The 23,874-nt window shown below is 37.0% G+C and carries 18 protein-coding genes; 7 read left to right on the top strand and 11 right to left on the bottom strand.

All coding sequences use genetic code 11. The features are described from left to right. Both ABDJ41_RS12600 and ABDJ41_RS12595 read right to left on the bottom strand, forming a co-directional pair. Positions 1-1,697, bottom strand: a 1,697-nt coding sequence (locus ABDJ41_RS12600; RefSeq protein ID WP_349786372.1) for a protein-disulfide reductase DsbD family protein, incomplete at its 3' end; no start/stop codon positions are given. Between the two features lie 18 nt (positions 1,698-1,715). After that, positions 1,716-2,765: a PLP-dependent cysteine synthase family protein gene (locus ABDJ41_RS12595; RefSeq protein WP_349786371.1), complete on the bottom strand. Its 1,050-nt coding sequence runs from the start codon at positions 2,763-2,765 to the stop codon at positions 1,716-1,718. 219 nt (positions 2,766-2,984) lie between these two features. Here ABDJ41_RS12595 and ABDJ41_RS12590 point away from each other — a divergent pair, with 219 nt between their 5' ends. Continuing rightward, entirely contained in the window at positions 2,985-3,449 is a 465-nt protein-coding gene (locus ABDJ41_RS12590) for an Lrp/AsnC family transcriptional regulator (protein WP_349786370.1), read from the top strand. Positions 3,450-3,497: 48 nt separating this feature from the next. Here the strand turns inward: ABDJ41_RS12590 and ABDJ41_RS12585 are convergent, their stop codons facing one another. The 5 genes from ABDJ41_RS12585 to ABDJ41_RS12565 all read right to left on the bottom strand — a co-directional run bounded on the left by ABDJ41_RS12585 (position 3,498) and on the right by ABDJ41_RS12565 (position 9,824). Then, complete coding sequence (locus ABDJ41_RS12585) at positions 3,498-4,202, bottom strand: 3-keto-disaccharide hydrolase (RefSeq protein WP_349786369.1); 705 nt, start codon at positions 4,200-4,202, stop codon at positions 3,498-3,500. 104 nt (positions 4,203-4,306) lie between these two features. Continuing rightward, entirely contained in the window at positions 4,307-6,394 is a 2,088-nt protein-coding gene (locus ABDJ41_RS12580) for a RagB/SusD family nutrient uptake outer membrane protein (protein WP_349786368.1), read from the bottom strand. A gap of 154 nt (positions 6,395-6,548) precedes the next feature. Next, positions 6,549-7,856 (bottom strand): Gfo/Idh/MocA family protein, encoded by a 1,308-nt coding sequence (locus ABDJ41_RS12575; protein ID WP_349786367.1) that lies wholly within the window; start codon positions 7,854-7,856, stop codon positions 6,549-6,551. Between the two features lie 76 nt (positions 7,857-7,932). Then, positions 7,933-9,159, bottom strand: coding sequence for an MFS transporter (locus tag ABDJ41_RS12570; RefSeq protein ID WP_502930336.1), 1,227 nt, complete (start codon positions 9,157-9,159; stop codon positions 7,933-7,935). After that, the gene (locus ABDJ41_RS12565; protein ID WP_349786365.1) at positions 9,159-9,824 is read right to left on the bottom strand and encodes a FadR/GntR family transcriptional regulator; all 666 of its coding nucleotides are present in this window, start codon (positions 9,822-9,824) and stop codon (positions 9,159-9,161) included. The genes ABDJ41_RS12570 and ABDJ41_RS12565 overlap by 1 nt, the downstream gene beginning before the upstream one ends. Before the next feature lie 171 nt (positions 9,825-9,995). On the opposite strand from ABDJ41_RS12565, the gene ABDJ41_RS12560 reads away from it, so the two are divergent. Next, positions 9,996-10,889 carry an aldo/keto reductase gene (locus ABDJ41_RS12560; RefSeq protein ID WP_349786364.1) on the top strand — a complete coding sequence of 298 codons (894 nt, stop codon included), beginning with the start codon at positions 9,996-9,998 and terminating at the stop codon, positions 10,887-10,889. A 47-nt stretch (positions 10,890-10,936) separates the two neighbouring features. Here ABDJ41_RS12560 and ABDJ41_RS12555 read toward each other — a convergent pair whose 3' ends face one another. Further along, positions 10,937-11,494: an NADPH-dependent FMN reductase gene (locus ABDJ41_RS12555; RefSeq protein WP_349786363.1), complete on the bottom strand. Its 558-nt coding sequence runs from the start codon at positions 11,492-11,494 to the stop codon at positions 10,937-10,939. A gap of 303 nt (positions 11,495-11,797) precedes the next feature. Here ABDJ41_RS12555 and ABDJ41_RS12550 point away from each other — a divergent pair, with 303 nt between their 5' ends. The 3 genes from ABDJ41_RS12550 to ABDJ41_RS12540 all read left to right on the top strand — a co-directional run bounded on the left by ABDJ41_RS12550 (position 11,798) and on the right by ABDJ41_RS12540 (position 15,431). Then, on the top strand, positions 11,798-12,577 hold the full coding sequence (locus ABDJ41_RS12550) for an HAD-IIA family hydrolase (protein WP_349786362.1): 780 nt from the start codon (positions 11,798-11,800) through the stop codon (positions 12,575-12,577). 126 nt (positions 12,578-12,703) lie between these two features. Next, a complete protein-coding gene (locus ABDJ41_RS12545; RefSeq protein WP_349786361.1) occupies positions 12,704-14,698 on the top strand; it encodes a sensor histidine kinase in 1,995 nt (664 codons plus the stop codon). A 19-nt stretch (positions 14,699-14,717) separates the two neighbouring features. After that, on the top strand, positions 14,718-15,431 hold the full coding sequence (locus tag ABDJ41_RS12540) for a hypothetical protein (protein ID WP_349786360.1): 714 nt from the start codon (positions 14,718-14,720) through the stop codon (positions 15,429-15,431). Between the two features lie 57 nt (positions 15,432-15,488). Here the strand turns inward: ABDJ41_RS12540 and guaB are convergent, their stop codons facing one another. Further along, positions 15,489-16,958: an IMP dehydrogenase gene (gene guaB, locus ABDJ41_RS12535; protein ID WP_349786359.1), complete on the bottom strand. Its 1,470-nt coding sequence runs from the start codon at positions 16,956-16,958 to the stop codon at positions 15,489-15,491. A gap of 245 nt (positions 16,959-17,203) precedes the next feature. Between guaB and ABDJ41_RS12530 the strand changes: the two genes are divergently transcribed. After that, positions 17,204-19,408: a S41 family peptidase gene (locus ABDJ41_RS12530; protein ID WP_349786358.1), complete on the top strand. Its 2,205-nt coding sequence runs from the start codon at positions 17,204-17,206 to the stop codon at positions 19,406-19,408. A gap of 37 nt (positions 19,409-19,445) precedes the next feature. Beyond that, positions 19,446-21,281 (top strand): outer membrane protein assembly factor BamB family protein, encoded by a 1,836-nt coding sequence (locus ABDJ41_RS12525; RefSeq protein ID WP_349786357.1) that lies wholly within the window; start codon positions 19,446-19,448, stop codon positions 21,279-21,281. A 50-nt stretch (positions 21,282-21,331) separates the two neighbouring features. Here the strand turns inward: ABDJ41_RS12525 and ABDJ41_RS12520 are convergent, their stop codons facing one another. Then, the gene (locus ABDJ41_RS12520; protein ID WP_349786356.1) at positions 21,332-22,606 is read right to left on the bottom strand and encodes a M16 family metallopeptidase; all 1,275 of its coding nucleotides are present in this window, start codon (positions 22,604-22,606) and stop codon (positions 21,332-21,334) included. After that, the gene (locus ABDJ41_RS12515) at positions 22,599-23,843 is read right to left on the bottom strand and encodes a M16 family metallopeptidase (protein ID WP_349786355.1); all 1,245 of its coding nucleotides are present in this window, start codon (positions 23,841-23,843) and stop codon (positions 22,599-22,601) included. Before ABDJ41_RS12515 ends, ABDJ41_RS12520 begins: the two co-directional genes overlap by 8 nt. Positions 23,844-23,874: the final 31 nt, after the last annotated feature.

Raw genomic sequence — 23,874 nt, 5'->3', positions numbered from 1 at the left:
ACACCGCTTCTTAAATAATCTGCGTATTCTTTTGCGTTAAAATTAGCACCCTGTGGGGCCACTAAAGGATTAAGATCTTGTCCGGCCAGTACGTATAAAGGTTGTGCATTGGAAGCATATCTTGTAGCCTGAAAGTCCAGGTTCCAATAACCCAGGTCATCGGTATTGCGTTTCAGGATCTTAGAATAATGAACTTTCTCTGCAGGCATCTTAATGTTACGGTCATCAACATATAATTGAATAAGTACATATTCCTCTTTAATCAGTCGTCCAACCTCCTGGTCAATCCATACCAGATCTTCCATTCTGCGACAATTTACACAGGTATGTCCGGTAAAGTCTAACAAAACAGGTTTGTTCACTTTCTTGGCATATTCAACTCCCTCATCCAGATCGAAGAATACATTGAAGCCTACAGGTGCTTTTAATGATTCGCTATGTTTCACCTTAGTTGGGAAATCTGCTGATCCAGCTGAAGCTGCAGATCCATGTGCATTTAAAATGAAGTCCTGAGTGTTCATTGGAGGTGCAAGTCCGCTTAGTACACTTACAGGAGCTCCCCATAATCCGGGAACCATGTATACAGCGAATGAGAACGACAGGATAGCGAAGAACAACCTCGGTACAGAAACATATTTCAGCTCGCTATCGTGTGCAAACTTGAGTTTGCCCAATAGGTAGATCCCCATCAGGATAAAGATCACAATCCACAGTACCAGGAAAATTTCTCTGTCGAACCATTCCCAATGCCAGGCCAGATCTGCCGATGAAAGGAATTTTAAAGCTAAAGCCAGTTCCAGGAAACCCAGACATACTTTTACACTGTTTAACCATCCACCTGATTTAGGCATGCTGCTTAAAAAGCCTGGAAAGATTGCAGATAAAGTAAATGGTAAAGCTAAAGCCAATGCAAATCCGAACATACCTATTGCCGGAGCTAACAACTCCCCTTTAGAGCTGGCCTGCACTAATAAAGTACCGATGATTGGACCTGTACAAGAGAAAGATACCAAAGCTAAAGAAGCGGCCATAAAGAAAATACCGCCTAAACCTTTACTGTTGTCGGCCTTACTATCTATCTTGTTAACAATAGAGCTTGGTAAAGTAATCTCAAAGGCACCAAAAAAGGAAACCGCAAATACCACCAGCAAGATAAAGAACAGGAAGTTAAATAATCCACTGGCACTTAAAGCGTTTAACCCTGCAGAACCAAAGATCACAGTGATCAGCAAGCCGAAAGCTACATAAATCACAATAATAGAAAGTCCATAAATTAAAGCCTGACCAACCCCCTTACTTTTGCTCCCGGCCCTGTTTGTAAAGTAACTAATGGTTAAAGGTACCATTGGGAATATACAAGGCATCAGGAAAGCCAGAAAGCCACCGATAAGACCAGCTATAAAGGTTTCCCAAAGGGTTTTTTCTGCTTCAGAGCTACTTTGATTTACGCCTGCTGTTATTGCTACATTTTTGGTTGTGTCTACAACACTTTTTGCACTATCAATATTTTTAAGGCTATCAGCATTTACAGCAGCAACAACTGAGGTATCTGTTTCAGAACCCATCTCGGTAAACACTAGATCATCTACCGAAGTATCTGCTTCCTGAGCAAAAGCAAAAGTTGCAGAACCTAAGAATAGGAAAAACCCTAGTATTAATACACGTACACTTAAAAACAACTGGTGGTTTAGTTTCATCTATTATATTTTTGTATTTTATTTCAAACGACAAATCGGTTGGTAACCTGTAAATACAGTATCTGTAGAAATAAAAGAATCTTTTATAGCTTCCTCTTTTACCAAGTCAGTGCTAAGGTATTTTTTATTGCTATCACTCAGAATGGTAACAACAACAGCCTCATCACCCATTTGCTCTTTTAACTTAATTGCACCAATCACATTTGCACCTGATGAAATCCCTACAGCTAAACCAAGCTCTTTGGCCAATTTTTGCGCCATAATGATTGCATCTCCGTCATTTGCCTGGATTACTTCATCCATCTCATCTAATTTCACGATAGCAGGAATAAACTCATCAGAAATCCCTTGTATACGATGACTACCAACTTTATATCCGGTAGTTAAAGTTGGACTTTCAGCCGGCTCTAAAGGGTGAATTTTAATTGCGGGGTTATAAGATTTTAATCCTTTGCCTACTCCCATTACAGTACCACCTGTACCTACACCTGCAACAAATGCATCAGGTTTTAAGCCATTTAATTTCAATTGCTCCCAGATTTCCATACCAGTGGTTTTCTCATGAGCTTCTTCGTTATATTTGTTTTCAAATTGCTTAGGCAAAAATACACCTCCAGCTGCAGCAAGGTCTTCAGATAACTTAATGCTACCCAAAAATCCGCCCTCTTCTTTACTAATCAAGATTACTTCAGCACCCATACTTCTAATAATATCAATACGCTCTTTACTTAACCAGTTTGGCATGATGATTTTAACAGGATGGCCTAAAGCTCTACCAATTGCAGCAAAAGCAATACCCGTATTACCACTAGTAGCTTCAATAATGGTATCACCAGGTTTAATGGCGCAAGATTTATAAGCCTCATACATAATATTAAGAGCCATTCTATCTTTCACACTTCCAGTAAGGTTATAATGTTCGCATTTTACATAAACTTTTCCTGGTTTTCCTTTGTACACATACTGTAATTCCAACATAGGCGTATTGCCTACTAAATGCCATAAATGTGCAAATTTGTTGGTAAGATCAGCAGTCAGACAAGCTTGCTCTAGAGTTTCAACTAACATGTTTTTTTTATAAATAATTTTCGGTAAAAATCTATAATGCAAGTTATATTAACAATGCTTACCTTTATTTCCGAAAATTTTTCAGAAAAACAACAAAAAACAATGAATTATTTCAGATACGACTTCATTTTTATAAGTTGACCTGTTTTTTTTTCATTCAGGATTATTTTTCTGTAAATAATGAAATATTCGAAATGCAACATCTTATGACTAATTAATATGCAGAACAATCTAGACCCGGTAGATCTGGAGATTTTAAGACTTTTACAGAAAGATGCTACCCTGAACAATAAAGAGCTATCTTTTAAGCTCAATAAATCTATAGCAACAGTACATGAGAGAGTAAGGCGATTAAAAGAGCAGGGTTATATTAAACGCGTTGTCGCTATATTAGACCGTAAAAAGATTGACAGAAACCTCCTTGCATTCTCACACGTCTTTCTAAAAGCTCATACTGCCGAAACTTTAGTAGAATTTGAAACCGAGGTGGCTAAGTTTAGTGAAGTTATGGAATGTTTTCAGATGACTGGCGCCTATGATTTTATCTTACGGATTGCAACCAGCGATATGGATGCCTATCACCTGTTTTTAAGGAACAAATTGGCAACACTACCAAATGTAAGTACTGTTCAAAGCTTTTTTGTACTTTCCGAAACGAAAAGTGACACAGCATATCCCTTATAAATGACATATGATTTTATAAGGGATATGATTGATTGAGATCAGTTTTTTTTAGAGCTCAGTAACTTTTAAATTTCTAAAATGAATTTCTGCGCCCTCAGATTCAAGACAGAGATAACCTTTTTTAACAGTAGATTTACTGACGCCATTTACAAACTTCCCATTGACAGACAGTTTAATGGTTCCATCTACACAGACTACTTTATAGCTATTCCACTCTCCTTTTCCTTTACAACGGTTTTCTATCGATTTACTCCTCTCACCCCGGGGATTATCGGGAACAGTAGTTACTCCGCCAACACCAAATAGTTCACCATGAACATAAGCAATAGGCTGTTGCACCCCATTTTTAGCATTTATATTAATCCAATCCAGCTCAAGCATCTGAACTTCTACTCCGCCAGGCAAACGATTTTTCACACCTGGTATAGCATCACTCCAAACAAACATACCTGAGTTCCCCCCTGCTTCCATATGCTTCCATTCTACCTCAAGGATAAAATTCTCATATAGTTTTTCCGAACGCATTACACCAATAGGCTTTCCTGAGCAAATAAGAAGATCTTTTTCTTTCCTCCAGGTATCTGGTTCTGTATTTACATTAAACCAGCTGATATTCTTTTCTTTAATACGTCCCTTGTCATCAGAACTAACTTCTTTTCCGAACTGTAAAGTGGCTTGCTGCGCAAATAAAATTACCGTACCGAGTATAACCATAGTAAAGCACAGTCCAACAATTTTTAATACTTTTTTCATTGTGTGGTTTGTTTAGATTGCCCTAATATAGTACAATTAAGGTTTTACAAAAAAGAAAACCGTTCAAGATTTAACTTGAACGGCTTCTTGTTCTATGACCTATATTAATACCCCGGATTCTGTCGCATTTGAGGGTTAGTATCAATTACATTTTGAGGAATAGGTAAACGATTATTTTTACCTTCGACAAAACCTCTGAAAGCAAATTGTGAAACAGTGCCCCATCTTAAAAAGTTTGCAAACATACCACCTTCTCTTAGACACTGATTAACCCAAAGTGCCCTTAAATTAGACATACTCACAAGTAAAAGATTATAGCGTGATCTGTTATGAAGGGCATCAAAATAACCTTGTGCTTTTGTTATATTATTCAAAGCAATATTAGCCTCAATAGCAGTCAAATAAACCTCTGTTAACCTTAAATATGGCAAAGAAGTTCTCTGATAGAAATAATTTTTGATATTCGCATCCATACCAGAAGAATTATTCCAAATAATTTCTGGACTATTTGTGCTAAATTCCCCCCCCATAGTAGCTAATGTATATTTTCCAGCATTAATTACAGCCTCAGCATGAGCAGCCGCTTCTGTATATTTTTTATCAAGCAAAGCTGCTTTCGCTGATAATGCAAGTACAGTTAATGAATTCAAACTAGTTGGGCTGCCAGTTGCTGATAATGCAGCAGCTGCCTCTTGCAACTCAGTCGTAATATAACTGTATACTGCAGCTCTGTTTTGATTATTGAGATTTCCAGTAGTCTGCAACAAAGATATATTTCCATAATAGGTAAGTAATTGCAAATATATGTATGCTTTCATTCCACGAACTTGAGCTAATTTTGTATTACGATCAGTCATCACATTAGGAATCCTATCTTGCAAGACACTTAAAGAAGCTATGCTTTCATAACCTTTTCTCCAAATCTCTTCCAAAACCGGATTTGTAGGAGTCATTGCAAAATTATTGATCATCTGGTAATTCACTGTATTATAAATTTGCGGAATAGAGTCAATTGTCACATTTGGCCCAAGTAAACCATCAATCAAAACCAGCTTTTTATGCCATGCGGCCAGATTACTTTCGACAACACTCAGGTTTGCATTAAATGCAACTTCAGTATAAGGTTCAGCCTGGGTATTTTTCAATTTACCAATCATCACTTCTACTTTTCTCAATGCACCAGCAACTACCGTTGCTTTTTCATTAGGCAAAGTAATACGGTCATTGTTATTAATCACCCCATCACCATTTACATCAACCCATTTAAAGTCGCCCGGAACAGCTAGTACTTGTATTGGCGCTGCATTAATCTCCGTCTGATTCTGGAAGATCCCAGCATTAACATAACCTGTATATAAACCACCTTGCTTTGCAGATCTGTTAAAAATATTACTTTTGGTTCCTTGAGTGACTTTGATATAATATATACCAGGACTAACAGTTTTAAAAATAACCTTTCCATTAACATCGGTTCTTCCTTCCTGTGCAGGAATACTATCAGCATAATCTTTTTGACTATTATAAAGTGTTACCAATGCATCACTTGCCGCTTCACCTTTAGATTTTGCGGCACTCCACATTGTAGCGTCCCATACGGTAACTTCCAATGAGGTAGATTCTGGTTCGTCGTTTACATTCGTTCCTGTCAATATTGATTTCACAGCATAGACAGCCTCATTACCTGATGAAACAATCTGATGTCCACCTATCCTTATGCCATTAATCCAGACCGTATCAGCCGACCTGGTGACCTTTAGCTGATTCCCATTTAGACCAGTAAGGATCTTCCCATTAGTTAGGTCTGAGAAGTTAAACACTCCCTTTACAATATGATCTCTTAGTTCTACATCTGTTAAAACAGTTTTTGCTGTATCAGCAGGATTAGTATCGGACAGCTTTCCGCTACCTCCACCCAACGAAGCCATTTTGTTAATTCGTGCCTGTGGACTAGAGTTTTGATTTAAAGGAGCAAAAACAGTAATCCCTTGTGCAGTTTCTTCTGCGGTAAGTACAATATTCTTTAATGCTGCTGTAAACGTACTAATGCTATCCGCCCCGGCTAATTTAGAGGTAATTTCTTTGATGATAACTTCTGGTTTTCTATCCTCATTTTGTGGCTCCGGAGCTTTTTCCTTTTTACAGGAAGTAATGATAAAGAGCAAGACAAAAGCAAATAGTAAATTCCTTTTCATATGGAGTTAATTTAGATTTTTTCAATCCTCAAAAATAAACACAGCCTTGTCGGATTAAAATACCCACATGTGGGTATTTTAATCCGACAAGGCTGTCATATCATACTAAAAACAAATCATTAAATACTAAAATGACCTGCTAAGTCTTCTTTCCTTAAATAATCTTTGTAGAACCAGGTAAGGCTACGGGTAGATTTTCCCATTTAAGATCCCAGTTATATTCATCTATCTTTGGTCCTAGCTCAACATTTGAGTTTAATGCCTGTTCAAAGCTAACCGTTTGGCCGGTATAAGCAGCCATACGTGCCCAAATTGCCAGCAAAGTACTATTTGCCATATACTCCCCGTTATTTATAGGCTTTCCATTACGAATAGAAGCAAACAATTCATCATGCTGCACCTGGTACATATTTTTCTTCGGCCCATCATACTTCCACTGATTTTTTCCAGAAATCTCGTAACGTGTTCCAACATTTACAAAAGCATTTCCATCAATTCCTAATACATCTACAGTATTCCGGTGTGAAGTTCCCTCTTGTTGTCTGCAGAAATGATAACCTTTAGCCCCATTTGCATAAGCAAATTCCACAGCAAAGTGATCATAAATATTACCATATATTTCGTTAACACGTACCTGACGGCCACCTGTTCCGGTCACACTAACCGGCATTTTATCACCCATTACCCAGGACATCATATCCAGACTATGCACTGCCTGTTCCACAATAAAGTCGCCTGACAACCAGTTTTGATAATGCCAGTTACGCATTTTAAAAGTAAGATCATTCCAGTCAGGCTGACGAGGGTTGGACCAGTTTCCTGAGCCATTTCTGAAAGTTGTAACTGTTCTGATTTCACCTACGTCACCATTTAAAACACGGCTAAACACTCCTCTGGTTGGTAAATCGTACCTGAAACAGAATCCCGAAACCAGGGCCAGATTTTTATCCTTTGCTTTTTTCGCTGCCTCTAATACTTTACGTACACCAGGAGCATCAACAGCAACAGGTTTTTCACAAAACACATGTTTACCAGCATTAATTGCCGCAGTTAACTGGTCCGGACGAAAAGCCGGAGGTGTAGTTAACAAAACCACATCAACACCAGAATCTATTACTTTCTGATAGGCATCAAATCCTATGAATTTTCTCTTTTTATCAACTTTTACTCTTTTCGCATCAATGTTGGTCAGTGCATTATATGCAGTTTCAAGTCTATCTTCAAAAACATCACCAAGGGCAGTGATTACCACATCAGGATCTGCCTGAAGCGCTTGTGCTGCAGCACCAGTCCCACGGCCACCGCAACCGATCAGACCAACTTTAATCGTTGATTTTGCAGAAGAAGTAAATAAAGGAGACCCGAAGCCTGTTTGATAAGCAAGTGTACTGCCCAGCATAACGATACCCGACTTCTTTAGGAATGCCCTGCGGTCAGTGGAATCAAAATCTTTAGTTTTCATTGTATTTTAAGGTTTAAAGGTGTGTGATTCTAAAAGTAAAAAAATATTTTCTACTCACCTAAGATCTTATTATTTTTTATCCCTTTTTTCTACCCTCAATATTCGGTAGAAATCCTGTAACAATACCTATTAAAGGTAAAAATGAACAGATATGATATACATGGCTGATACTTGTACTATCAGCTAATCTACCGAGTAATGCAGAGCCAATTCCGCCCATACCAAATGCAAAACCAAAAAACAACCCCGCTACCAGACCAACTTTTCCGGGTATCAGTTCCTGAGCGTAAACAAGAATAGCGGAAAAAGCCGAAGCGAGGATCATACCTATTGGAACAATCAATACACCTGTCCAGAATAGATTGGCATATGGAAGCATCATAGCAAAAGGTGCTGTTCCTAAAATAGAAAACCAGATCACGTACTTACGACCAAATCTATCTCCTACAGGCCCTCCGATCAAAGTACCCGCAGCCACCGAGAAAAGAAATATAAACAGGTAAATCTGCGACGTCTGTACCGAAACATGGAATTTATCAATCAAATAGAAAGTAAAATAACTGGTCAGACTGGCCATGTAAAAGTACTTTGAAAAAATCAGTACCAACAAAATAATAACTGCGCCAATTACTTTGCTCCTCGAGAAATTATTGGTCACTGCATGGAGCTTACTGCCATGCTTAGCTTTTAAATTGACCATATAACCTTTATACCAGCTCCCCACCCAACTCAAAATTACAATAGCAAGTAAGGCAATGATAGAAAACCAGATGACACTAAACTGTCCGTATGGTACAATTATCCAGGCAGCTAGCAGCGGACCAATGGAACTTCCTGCATTACCTCCCAGTTGAAATATAGATTGTGCCAGTCCACGCCTGCCTCCCGATGCTGCATGTGCCATACGTGAGGCTTCAGGGTGAAATATAGAAGACCCTGTGCCGATAAGTGCTACTGACAACAGCATGAAATAAAACCCTGTAGATAAAGACAGGGTGATCAATCCGATCAATGTAAATCCCATGCCAATCGCCAGCGAATATGGTTGTGGCTTTTTATCGGTATATAAACCAACAAATGGCTGAAACAAAGATGCAGCCATCTGAAAAGTAAGTGTAATTAAGCCTATTTGTGAGAAACTAAGGTTGTAAGTATTCTTTACCAGCGGATAAATAGCTGGTATAAGTGATTGTATGGTATCGTTTAATAAGTGAGAAAAGCTAATGGCAAAAAGTATTGGAAAGACAGTTTGCTGTGCGATCTGTTTGGTGTCAATCGTAGTCGTTGTTTCTTTCATTTTCATTATTGAGATACGTGTCCGATTATTTTTGCAGCAAAACTCCATGCTTTCTTCGCATCACCTGCTATAATACTTTTCAACAATTGTTCATGGAGTATATAGGTTTCTTCAAATACCCGGGTTTCAGGATAAATATGAAGAAACCAATTTTTTAAATGGATAGATGTAGATTTATAAAGGTCTGTAAGGATTTCATTTTTAGAAGCTTCAGCAATGGCAATATGAAACTGAACATCTGCCGCTATACATTCTTCAATTTTACCTTCAGCTGCAGCTCTTTTCCTGTTGGCCAGGTGATAGCGGATGGCAATGATATCTGAATCCGTTCGGTTAAGTGCTGCCTTTTCCGCAATTTTCATTTCCAGCAATTGCCTTACTTCATCCAGATCCTGAACGTTGGCTCTTTTTAAGCGCTGATCCATGGGCTCCCGGCTTACTACAAGCGACTCTACAAAAGTACCAATACCTTGCTGCACACGCAACAAACCAGAGTTAGCAAGAATTTTAATGGCTTCCCTGATAGTAGAACGACCTACACCAAAGCGCTTCATCAGTTCAGGCTCGATAGGCAACTTTTCATTGACCCTATATTTCCCAAATGAAATCTGCTCCTGTAATCTGGACGCGACTTCATCTGCAAGGGATTTCTTTTTAACAATAATACTCATATCAAATTCATCATATCATCAGATGAATTTCAAAGATATATATTTGTTTTAAAACCTCCACAAAAAGAAGGATGATTATTTTTTATTGTTTTTTTTTTTTTAAATAAGTGCACCTGTTTTTGATATATTAGCTAAAAAACCGACATTGACCTTTTCAGATTAGATAAGAATATGCAAAAAATATACATGGGTGATGCAGGACCTAAAGTTTCTCCTGCAGTTTACGGTTTCTACAGATGGGATGGAGTAAAAGATGCTGCTGGAGTTTTAAAGAAAACAGTGCAGTTATGCCTTGAATTAGGGATTAATACTTTTGAACATGGAGATAGCTATGGCAATTATAAATGTGAAGAATTATTTGGTGATTTATTGAAGCAAGGTGAAATTAAACGCCAGGATATTATTCTATTCAGCAAGTGTGGATTAAGAACACCACATGCCCTTAATCCTGAAATCAGAGTTAAACATTACGACACCTCTGCAACACACATTACAAAAAGTGTTGAATCTTCATTAAAAAAACTAGGTACCGATTATTTAGATATTTTTCTCTTAGATAAGCTGGACCCGATTTCTAACCTTGAAGAAACAGCTTTAGCTTTAGAAAAACTAAAAGATTCTGGAAAGATCAAAAGTATAGGAGTAGCTAATTTCTCTGTATTTCAGCATCAGCTTCTAGCTTCATATTTAACCAAGCCAATTGTAACCAATCATATTGAACTAAACCTATTGAGTACACAAGCGCTGGATAATGGGCAAATTGATTATATCAAACAACGTTATATGCGTCCTTTAGCCTACGCACCTCTTGCTGAGGGCAGAATTGAAGGAGGAACAGATCTGCAAGCTATAAAAGTCCGAGAAAAGCTTGAGGAACTAAGTATTAAATACAACGCTAACATTGAATCACTTGCTGTAGCATGGCTTGTAAAATTAGGTGCATTACCTTTAATTGGTACCACCAATGAACAAAGAATCAGAAACGCTGCTGATGCATTTAAAATAGAACTGGACCATCAGGACTGGTACGAACTTTATAACGTATCAATCGAAAATCACGCATAATAAAGAGCTAAAATTAAAGAGGATGAATTAATAATATACCCGCATTATTAATCCATCCTCTTTTTTGCTTCAATGCACCACAATAACTCATTTATAAAAACTGCGGCACGTTTATCTGTTCCAATCTTGTCAGATGGCTCACCATTTTCATCAAATGTATCCTGCACTTTAGCAACCTGAAATATTGCCGGGACTGTCCAGGCTCCTATTTTCCATAAAGAAAACTGTAATGAAGTTAAGACCTGAGCTGCACCAAATGGACCACCCGAATTGCTGGCTATGGCAATAGGTTTTCTACGCCACTCATCATAAAGTAAGTCAACAACATTTTTCAAACTTGCAGGATATCCTCCGTTATATTCAGGCGTAACTATAATAATCCCATCCGCAGCCTTTACCTTCGCTGCAAAATCAAGCACCTTATCCGTCGGATTCTCAGTAAATCGTAATCGCTCTTCAAAAAGAGGGAAATTATATTCTGACAAATCAAGGATTTCGACTGACCCAGAATTATTTTTTTCTATGAAGTTTCGAAAGTACAATGCAGTTCTATGACTTACTCTTCCTCTCCTTATACTAGATGAAATGATGACAATATGTGGCATAAATCTGTAAGTTAAATATCTAAATATACTATTATCTAATATTTTTTCACCTTATAGGATTTATTCTTTTTTTTCTGTACGTTTGCAGCGCTTGGTTAAGCAGGTATTTAAGCTTCAAATCATTGAATATTTGCTGCCTAATTTCAATAATTACATATTGGTCCCAAGTGCACCCAGGAAGACTTTTAGTTTTTCTGGGTGTTTTTTTTAATAGCCTTTCTCCACATTTATCTCCTTTCAGAAAGCTATATTTGTTTGCCCTAAACTGGCAAATTTTAGCAAGAACCAATAAGACATAAAACAATGAAACACGGACTTTTAATCGATATGGATGGTGTTATCTATAGCGGAGAAAATTTAATTGAAGGCGCAGATAAATTTATTGCCGGCTTACTTAAAAACAATATCCCTTTTACTTTCATGACCAATAATAGTCAACGCACCAGGCTCGATGCAGTACGTAAACTAAAACAATTGGGGATTGTCGTTACTGAGGATCATATTTACACAAGCGCGATGGCAACAGGTAAATTTCTTGGTGACCAAGGCAAACATGGGACAGCATACGTTCTGGGTGAAGGAGGTCTGTTAACCAGTCTTCATGAGAACGGCATAAACTTGGTTAATTCCGATCCTGAATATGTAGTATTAGGTGAAGGACGAAATTTCACTTTGGAAATGGTCCAACGTGCCGTTGATATGATCCTTGCAGGTGCTAAATTTATCACTACCAACCGCGACCCATCTCCTAAAAAACCAGGATGGAACAATCTTGGTATTGCCGCAACAACAGCCATGATTGAAGAAGCTACTGGTCGAAAAGCTTTTGTAATTGGCAAACCCAGCCCAGTTATGATGAGATCAGCCCGCAAATACCTTGGACTGGAGACTGCTGAAACAACAGTAATTGGTGACACTATGGAAACTGATATACAGGGTGGTGTACAAATGGGCTACAAAACGATATTAGTATTATCTGGTATTGCAAAAAAAGAAGATCTTACTAATTATGCTTTTAAACCAGATCTTATAGTAAGTTCAGTTGATCAGATTGAATTTCCTTTAAAATCATGGTTAACATAAAGCTAAAAACAATGTAAAGCTTTATATTCTAAATATTCCAACACCAAAAATCATCTGATATAAACAAATATTATCATTAATTCCTATGGTAATTGTTTATATTAGATGTATCCCTTATTGAATTGTATGCGTTTTCTGATCATCCTAATCATAATTATCGCAAAGTTGAGCAATTATGCAACAGCTCAGGTTATTAATCTGGATAGCAACCTGGCTTTGTCTAACCTCGGAAAGCAAATAACTTATTATGAAGATAAAAAAGCAAACCTCACTCTAACCGAGATCAAAGCTTTATCAGAAAATGGAAAATTCAAAAAGGGAGAAACAAACATCCTTAACCTAAGAAATACCAAATCTGCGTTCTGGATTAGAGTTGATTATAGAGGAAAAGCCACAGAAAAAAACTATTTAATGTTGGATGTTCCTAATATTGAATATATTGATTTGTATGTCAGCTCAAATCAAGGTCTTATACACCGCAGAGCAGGTGCTCTTTTACCTCCATCCCAAGGAGTAACCATCTCTAACAATTATATTTTTAATCTTCCTGTACAACAAAACAACAATATCAAAACTACTGTCTGGCTTAGATTAAAAACCAATAATATACTTATTGTCCCTATCAAACTGGTAACCTCAGAAAACCTGATTGAAAGAAAATTTATAAAAAACAGCTTCGAAGTAATCTACATAGGTATTTTATTAACATTATTTATTTTCAATATTTTCCTATACTTCAGCATAAAGGATAGAACCTATTTTTATTATAGTCTATATGTATTTTTCCTGGGTACATATGTAATAACCTATTTAAGAGGTTATGGCTATTTACTTGGCTCTGATTTTAGAATAATACTGAACCAACATCCGCATATTTTCCTAAGTCTGGCCATTGTTGCATCCATCTGCTTTTCCCGAAAACTCTTAAATCTAAAAAGCCTTCCACAAATATGGATTAAAGTTTACAACACCCTCATGATATGTGCTTTAGTTTTATTTTCAACAAGTGCTTTGGGCTTTAAAAGCATCTCATCAAATCTAGCTCAAATTATCACTATGGTATCAGCTATAACTTTATGGTGCGTAGGATTGGTCGCTTATAGACACGGGCACAAGCAGGCTAAATATTACATCTTAGCCTGGTCATTTATCGCAATAACCATTATGGCATTGGTCTTAAGCCTTGCTAATATTCTCCCTTTTTATGATTTCACTTTCGAATTTGTACCCTTGGGTTCAACAATAGAACTTCTATTATTGGCTTTTGCATTAGGAGATCGGTATCGTATTATCATGACTAATGAACAGAAAATGAGGGATGAAAACCTTAAACTCATACAGACACAAAACCAACGTCTGGAAAATTTGGTAGAAGAAAGAACAATAAAGCTGACAGATACCATTTTACAACTTGAATCTTCAAATGCAGTAAAAAACAAACTGTTTTCAATTATAGCACATGACTTACGTAGCCCCTTTAATAGTCTAATGAGTATCTTTTCATTAAAAGATATGAACTTACTTTCATTAGAAGAGCTAAAAATGTTATTAAATGAGAACAAGAAAAACATTGACACAATACATAATACACTCAACAACCTGCTTTATTGGGCCGTAAACCAGATGGATGGGATCAAAACCCTACCATCCAAATTTAATTTAAAAGCACTCATTGAAGACTTAAATCTGGTTTATGCTCCTTTAACTCAGTCGAAAGGTATTTCTATTAACCTGCAAATTAGTGATCAACATATCGTATATGCTGATGAAAACCAAATCCAACTGGTTTTACGTAATCTAATAGATAACGCTATTAAGTTTACCCCATCGTCTTATAGTATAGATATCAAAGTTGTGTCTATAAAAGATCAACTTAAGATTACTGTAAGCAATTCCGTTTTAAACAAGAATGAAATTCATCTGGATAGCATCACCAATCAAGATGCCTTTGAAGTTTCTTCTGGAACTTCACATGAAAAGGGAATAGGACTAGGACTCCATTTATGTCGTGAATACATTAAAAGTAATGGTAGCAAACTTGAAGTAAAGATTGATGGCACTCAGATATCTTTTAGTTTTAAACTACCACAAGTAGTTCCGACTGGCACTATTTACGCATAATTATCGTTAATAAGCTATTATGACGATTAAACTGACTCTATTTTTTTTGCTATTTCATACAGCCTTATTCGCTCAACCATTTGTATTTCCTGTTTTACCTGAGTATGGTAAATCAGCAGATTTAATTCTTCCTCAAAATTGGAAGATCATTGATAGCATTTCTGGAGATTTAAATAACGACAGCATCAAAGACATGGCACTTGTTTTTGAATTTTACAGACCTGTCAAAGAAAATAGAGCTTATGGCGATAACAACACTGAAATTATTACTGAAATACAAAAACCAAGAATACTAGCTATATATTTCAGAAGGTCAGCCAAGGGCTCATATCGTATTTCTGTTCAAAATAATAATTTCATGTTAAGAGCTGAAGAAGGAGGTGAAATGGGTGATCCGATACGACCTATGAGCATTGCAGACAATAAACTTACTTTATCATTTGAAGGAGGTGGACATTGGCGCTGGAAACTTAATTACAGCTTTAAATATCAGGATAAAGAATGGCAACTCACTACGGCAAACAACTATGCCTACCAACAAGAATCTGGTGAGACGAATGATAAACAGTATGATTTCGTAAACAACAAGAAAAAGATAATAAGCAGTGTCATTAATAACGGAACACTTGCAAGCGAAACCTTCGAGCAGCCATTAAATATTAAAACATTAAGAACGTTTAACAGCTTTAAAAAACCCTGGACATGGGAGTTGATTCCAAACGAGTTTCTATAAAAGATCAGGTATAAAAAAAGGCTGCACATGCAGCCTTTTTTTTATACTTAAAGAATATTACCTGGAATAATTTGGTGCTTCTTTAGTAATTGAAATATCATGTGGATGACTTTCTCTCATCCCAGCAGCAGTAATGCGAACAAATTTAGCTTTCTGCAGATCATCAATTGTTGATGCTCCACAATAGTGCATTCCTGCCCTTAATCCACCTACATATTGATAAATAACTTCAGCCAATGTTCCTTTGTAAGGCACACGTCCTACAATACCTTCAGGAACCAATTTAGTTACCACATCTGTTTCATCCTGGAAATAGCGATCTTTAGAACCTTGTGCCATAGCCTCTACTGAGCCCATACCACGGTAAGATTTAAATTTACGACCTTCATAAATAATCGTTTCACCCGGTGATTCCTCTACTCCTGCGAATAAGGACCCAGCCATAATAGCATTAGCACCAGCAGCTATTGCTTTCACAATATCACCGGTTTGTTTAATACCACCATCAGCAATAACTGGGATTCCAGTTCCTATAAGTGCCTGAGCACATTCGAACACAGCATACAATTGTGGTACTCCTACTCCGGCAATGATTCTGGTTGTACAGATGGAGCCCGGTCCGATACCAACTTTTACGGCATCAGCACCAGCAGCAGCTAAAGCACGTGCAGCATCAGCCGTCGCTATATTACCAGCAATCACCTGCAAATCTGGCCATCTTTCTTTAATGGCTTTCACCATATCTATTACACCTTTTGAATGGCCATGGGCCGTATCAACAGTTACCACATCAACACCAGCTTGTACCAAAGCTGCTACACGATCGATATTATCAGCAGCAACCCCTACAGCTGCGCCAACACGTAAACGACCTTGTTCGTCTTTACAGGCTTGAGGGTAATTTTTAAATTTCTGGATATCCTTGAAAGTAATCAATCCGGCCAAACGGCCTGCTTTATCTACTACAGGAAGTTTTTCAATTTTATAATTCTGCAAAATTTCTTCAGCTTGCAATAAAGTAGTTCCTTCAGCAGCAGTAATTAGATTTTCACGTGTCATTACCTCTGATATCGGACGTTCCATATCTTTCTGGAAACGCAAATCCCTATTGGTAATGATACCCACAAGTTTGTTTTCAGCATCAACAACAGGAATACCACCAATCTTATACTCTTTCATAATATGAAAAGCATCAGCAACCTTTGCATTGGCATTCAGCGTAACAGGATCCTGAATCATTCCACTTTCTGAGCGTTTCACTTTCCTTACCTCATTGGCCTGACGTTCAATGCTCATATTTTTATGTAGCATACCAATACCTCCAGCCTGAGCGATGGCAATGGCCAGGCTAGACTCAGTAACAGTATCCATAGCAGCAGAAACTATTGGAACATTAAGACGTATTTTCTTTGTTAAAAAACTTCCGGTATCCACATCACGTGGTAAAACTTCAGAATATGCAGGTACTAATAATACGTCATCGTAAGTTAGTCCTTCAGCTATAAATTTATTGGGATCGAGTTGCATAGCAAATAATTTAAGAGTTACTATTTGCCGGGCAAAAATACGATTATTCTTGATACTGTGCAATAGAAGCTAAGAATTAACACTACCCATACAAAAAGATTACAATCAGATTGATTTTCAAAAGACAATACTAAAAACTGTTATATACAGGAAATCAAGGCTTTTATTTGTTAAATTTATATCAAAGATCATAAACTATGAAAAACTGTCTCTCTATTATTCTAATATTTTTTTTTCATTTAAACTTGTCAGCCCAAAATGTTAGCCATCAGCAAAAAATTCAAAACATAATTAGCTTCGCTAATTTATATGGTTATATAAGGTACTTCCATCCCTCTGATGAAGCTTCAAAAATCAACTGGGAGGAATTCGTTTACTATGGAATCAAAACTGTAGAAAATGCACCAAATCCGGCAATCTTAAATCAAAAACTCAATAGTCTATTCATGCCAATAGCACCATCGGTTCTTATTAAACCAGGTTTAAAAGCTAACAACTTTAACATTAAATCGATTACTCCGGCTCTTTCATTGGCTATGCCTGATACGGTAACCTGGCAGCATTATGGAATGGGCGTAGCTAATATCCTTTATAAAAGCATAAGAACCAACCGACCATATACCATAGTTAATGATAAATCAAGAGGTTATGGCAATGCAATTAACCACATAGATGCAAAGCCTTACAGGGGGATGAAAATTCGTTTAAGGTCATCGATAAAAGTAGCTGATGGAGGTAAAGGCCAGATGTGGATCCGGGTAGATAAAGAAAATAAGACAATGGGCTTTTTTGAAAATATGGATAGCAGACCTGTTAAAAATGAAAATTGGGAAACTTATGAAATTATAGGAAATGTAGATAATGATGCTGCATCTATTGTATTTGGAACTTTCTTAGCTGGTTCAGGAAAAGTATGGATTGACAACTTTAGTCTAGAAGTTGAAAATAATAGAAAATGGATCCAAATCCCCATTAAAAATGCATCTTTCGAAGATTATGATGGGAAATCACCTAAAGATTGGATTGCTAATGCTCCAGGATATCAATATGAAATTGTCTCTGGAGATGCTACAAACGGAGATAACTCCTTACTCATACAAGAGGGATCAACGACAAAAACAGAAAAACAAATTTTTGATAACAAACCTAAATTTGGAGAGTATTTTATAAAAGATATAGGAAATGGTCTGACTTGTATTGTACCATTAGTCCTTATAGCAAATGACGCGACCACCTACCCTGCAACTAATCCGGTTCAGCTAAACGACTTAATGGCTAACATAAAAAATGCTATTCCTCAAGCAATGTCTGCAAAGGATTTATACACTCGTTTGAGTGGAATTACGATAACATGGAATGCTTTTAAACATTTTTATCCCTATCATGAAGAAGTAAAGACTGACTGGTCTAAACAATTACCTCTTGCTTTAAACGCAGTATACAGTAATAAAACCACAACAGATTATGTAAGTGTACTCAGAAGTTTAACAGAAAAACTAAAAGACGGGCATATTAGAGTAAGCAATCCATCAGCTAATGATTTTTACAATATAACTGCTGGTCCGGCTCTGGTTGAAGGCAAACTGATTATCCGTGAAGTAGACTCCATACCAGATCAGATCAAACTTCCTTTATTACCTGGTGACGAAATAATTAGTATTAATGGAAAACCTGCACTCGAAAAACTAGATTCATTGAAAAAACAAATCTCCGGATCAGATCAATGGAAAACAGCAAGGGCGCTGTCAGAACTATTTAGTGGAACAAAAGACTCTGAATTGCTTCTGGATATTAAAAGAAACAACAATACACAAACACTAAAATTACCTAGAAAAAGCTATAGAATACCTGGTAAAAAAACTACAATTAAAAAGCTGGACAGTGGGGTTTATTTCATCAACATCAGTACAACTAAAATGGATGAAATAAAAAAGATCCTACCTGAATTGGTAAAGGCAAAAGGTATTGTATGTGATTTACGTGGCTATCCAACCAACAATCATGAATTGATCAATTACTTTTTAACTGAAAACGATAATAACAAATGGATGTTTATACCAAAGATCACCTACCCCGATTTTGAAAAAGTAAGTTATGAAGGAATCGGTTGGAACTTAAAACCTTCAACACCTCATATTTCTGCTAAAATTATATTCCTGACCGGGGGTGGTGCGATCAGTTATGCTGAAAGTTACATGAGCTTTATAAAACAATACAAGCTAGCTACAATTGTTGGACAACCGACTGCAGGAGCTAATGGAAATGTAAATAGATTTTCTATACCAGGTGGTATTTCAATATCCTTTACCGGAATGAAAGTAAAACAACAGGATGGAAGTCAACTTCAGGGCATTGGCATCCAACCAGATATTTTCATTACAGAGACTCAAAAAGCAATTAAAGAAGGTCGGGATGAATATCTTGAAAAAGCATTGGAACTGTTGAAATAAAAAAGGTGTAAATTGACCCGAACAAATCATAACCAATATGAAGTATATATTTTTCATTTTCGCCCTAACATGCTCTTTCATTTGCGCAGATGCTCAGAACTTTAAGTATGCTTTTGTTACCGACACTCATGTAGGCACGGCAACTGGTGAGGAAGATTTACGTAGAACAGTTAAGGACATCAATAATCAGCCTGACCTTGATTTTATAGTGGTTACTGGTGATGTAACTGAAATGGGAACCAAGCTGGAGATTAAACTCGCGAATTCTATATTAAATGGATTAAAGAAACCTTATTATGTAATTCCCGGCAATCATGACACTGGATGGTCTGAATCAGGTGGCGTAGATTTCATTAAAGCTTTTGGAGATGATAAATTCACTTTTGATCACAATGGATACCGCTTCATTGCATGTGCATCGGGACCATATGTCAGGATGTCTGATGGACATATTCCCCGTGACGCCGTTGTGTGGCTGGATAAAATTCTTAAAAAAACACCTGCTGATATGCCGGTCGTATTTATTAACCACTACCCTATTGACAATAGTTTAGACAATTGGTATGAAGCAACAGACAGAATAAAGAAATATAATATTCAATATGCAATTTGTGGCCATGGCCACGCCAACCAGGCACTTGATTTTGAAGGTATACCAGGTACAATGGGCCGCTCAAATTTGAGAGCAAAAGATACTTTAGGGGGGTATAATATCGTAACAATGCGGGCCGACTCTGTCTTCTTTGCAGTGAAGAAACCAGGGCTTAATATAGAACAACCATGGAGAAGAATTCCTCTTGGACCTTTTAAAGCGACCAGTACAAAAGCTGAAAGACCATCTTATCAAATTAACTCTACATACCCACAAGTCAGCAAAGCGTGGACTTATCATGCTCCGGCAAATGTGGTACTCACTCCTGCTACAGATGGCAAACTGGTCATATTTGGAAATAGTATAGGTGAAGTGGAAGCTTTAGATATCAACAATGGCAACAAAAAATGGACTTTTAAAACTAAAGGTGCTATTTATTCATCACCTGCAATAACAGAGAATACCATCATTATTGGCTCAGGCGATGGCCATATTTACGCGTTGCAAATCCAGACAGGTAAACAAATATGGAAATTCAAAACAAGAGCATCAGTACTTGGTAGTCCTATAATTGCAAATAATGTGGTTTACATTGGTGGAAGTGACAATAATTTCAGAGCACTTGATTTAAATACAGGAAGACAATTATGGACATTTAATGACGTTGCCGGTTCAATTGTAGGCAAACCATTATTGTATGAAGGAAAAGTTATTTTTGGTTCCTGGGGCAGGCACTTATATGCATTAAGCCAAACCAATGGTCAGCTTTTATGGAAATGGAACAATGGTCATCCAAACCGCATGTTTTCACCAACAATGTGTACTCCCGTTGCCCACAACGGTATAATTTATGTAGCAGCTCCTGATAGAGTTCTCAATGCAATTGATGCAAATAAGGGAACGTCACTTTGGAGAAATAAAGAGGCAACAGTAAGAGAGTCTATTGGTATATCAGAAGATGGAAATATGATCTTTGGAAAAACAATGAATAACGATATAGTAGCCTATAAGACACAGGCGACCGATCCTGGAATTGCCTGGAGATTAAATATGGGCTTTGGTTATGAACATGTTCCTTCAATGCTCGTTGCTAAAGATAATCAGGTATTCTTCGGAACAAGAAATGGTGTTGTTTATGCCTTTGATCCTGCTGCACCAAAAACACTCTGGGCTCATAAAATCGACAACTCAATGGTAAACACTGTCAATGTAATTAGTAAAAATGAGATTTTGGTTGCTACAATGGATGGTGTTGTCAGCCTATTGAGAGTAAAGCAATAATAAAGTACCCTGACTAAAATAGAATAGTCAGGATACTTTTACATTATTATTTATTTCTTCCCTACAACAACTTTAGTAAAGCTGTTTGTATCCAGGTATTTATTAGCCAGAGCTTTTAAATCTTCTGCTGTTATGGTTTTTACTGTTTTTATATAATTTTCGTAATAACCATAATCCAATCCAGAGAAATAAACATTTTTAAATTTATCTGCGTGTGAAAAAGCATTTTCAAGGCTACCCAACATGGAACCCAGCATATAATTCCTTACCAATGCCAGTTCTTCTTCAGCTACCAGTTCCTTTTTAAGGATACTGATCTCTTTTTCAATCTCAACTAGTGCATTATTACAGACCTCTGCTCCCACTTCTGTAGCGATAAAGAAATAGCCTGCATCTTTTAAAGAAGCTACAGCTGAACCAATACCATATGTGTAGCCCTTATCTTCACGAATATTGGCCATTAGTCTGGAACCAAAGTAACCTCCTAAAAGACAATTTAAGACTTGAAAGCCGGGAAAATCCGGATGATTTCTTGTAATGGCCATTCTGCCCATCCTTATGGCCGACTGAATAGCCTCAGGACGTTCTACTAAAACCTCGCCTTTATGATCTGCTAAAAACTCATATTTATTGGGCGTAGCATTTTCATTATTATCCCATTTCTTTCCAAAAACACTGTTAAGGATATTAAATTCCGTACTTTCAAACTTTCCAGCAACAAAGATGGTGCAATTCTGAGAGGTATAACCTGCTTTAAAATAGTCAAGCAAATCTGCTCTTTTTAGCGCATCATAGTTGGATGGCTGTATGTTAGAACCATATGGAGTTTCACCAAAAAGTGCATTTGCAAAATGCTTTCTGGCAAGAAAATCATTTTTCTGCAAATTTACCTGTAGTGATTGTTTTTGATTTTGTATAAAAATAGCCAGTTCCTGTTCCGGAAAAATACTGTCATTTAAAATAGAACGCAGAATAGGTAATACAGATTGTAAATGCTTATTTAAAGTATATAACTTAATACAGGTCTGATCTGCACCATATTCAGTTTGTAAAAAAGCACCGTAATAATCAACTTTATCAGCAATTTCTTTAGCACTAAGAGTGCTGGTACCATTATTAATCAAATGACTCGTTGCAATAGCATCCAAAGGCTTCGAAGCATCCCAATTTACATTTTCAAATATAAATTCTATACGAACAAGTTCCTGTTTACCTGCATTTATGGTAAAAACTGGTATACCATTATCCAGCACTTGTTTTAAAGGTTCAATGAAACTAATTTCATCAACCAATTTTGATTCAGGGGCTAGTGTACGGTTAAGCATTTTGTGTAGTTAAATATTGTAAAACTGAACATTGTTCTTTAGTAAATATATTCTTCGCAGCTTGTTGTATGCGTTCAGGCGTTACTGAAAGATATTTATCAATCTCTGAATTTAATCCCGCAGCATCACCCAACAACTCATAATGTGCAAGGTTCATCGCTTTATCCAGTAAGCTCATCTCCGCAAAAACCATTATAGATTCTGATTTATTTTTCACTTTTGTGATTTCTTCATCAGTAACTGGTTCCTGAATAAGTTTATTTAATTCACCCCAAATAGCAGCCTCCGCTTGTTCCAGACTAATACCTTCAACCAGTTTACCCTCCACAACAAACAATCCTTCATCTATACTGCTTGTGATATATGCATGAATATCACTAAATAGTTGTTGTTCTTTCAATAAGCTATTATATAATCTGGAAGACTGTCCCTGCGACAACACATCCGACATGAGATCATAAGCCTGATATTCAGCATCCATTCTTGCTGGCATTTTAAAAGCCATATAAAGTGCATTTAAAGGAACATCGGCACTAACTACTTCTCTGCGTTCTTCTGTTTGCTTCGGTTCCAGAGGCAGGTTTCTCAGGTATTTTTCCCCTGCAGGAATTGGTTCAAACCACTTCTCTGCCAGCACTTTTACATCAGCTGTTTTAACATTCCCTCCTACTACCATAATCGCATTCTGAGGATTATAATGCTTTTGAAAAAATGCTTTTACATCTTCCATTTTAGCATCTTCTATCTGTTTCAGATCTTGTCCGATTGTCGCCCATCGATAGGGATGTGTAGTATAAGCAAGTGGTCGTAACTTTAACCATACATCGCCATAAGGCTGGTTCAGGTAACGTTGTTTAAACTCTTCACATACCACGTTACGTTGTGTTTCAAGACTTTTTTCAGAAAAAGCAAGGCTCAGCATACGATCACTTTCTAACCAGAATGCGGTTTCCAGATTTACTGCTGGCAAAGTAATATAGTAATTGGTAATGTCATTACTGGTAAAAGCATTGTTCTCGCCCCCTACTCTTTGCAATGGCTCATCATAACTTGGAATATTTACGGAACCACCAAACATCAGGTGCTCAAATAAATGTGCAAAACCAGTTCTGCCTTCTTCTTCATCTCTTGCTCCTACATCATACAATATATTTAACACCGCCATGGGTGTTGTATCATCCTCGTGTACAAGTACACGTAATCCGTTGGCTAATGTAAAACGATTAAAATCTACCATGTTTAAAAAATAATTGCGCCAAATATAGGAA

This window comes from Pedobacter sp. ASV1-7 (genome assembly GCF_040203335.1).
Taxonomy (GTDB): domain Bacteria; phylum Bacteroidota; class Bacteroidia; order Sphingobacteriales; family Sphingobacteriaceae; genus Pedobacter.
Note: the sequence above shows the minus strand (reverse complement) of the source record. Positions and strands in the feature narration are given on the sequence as shown.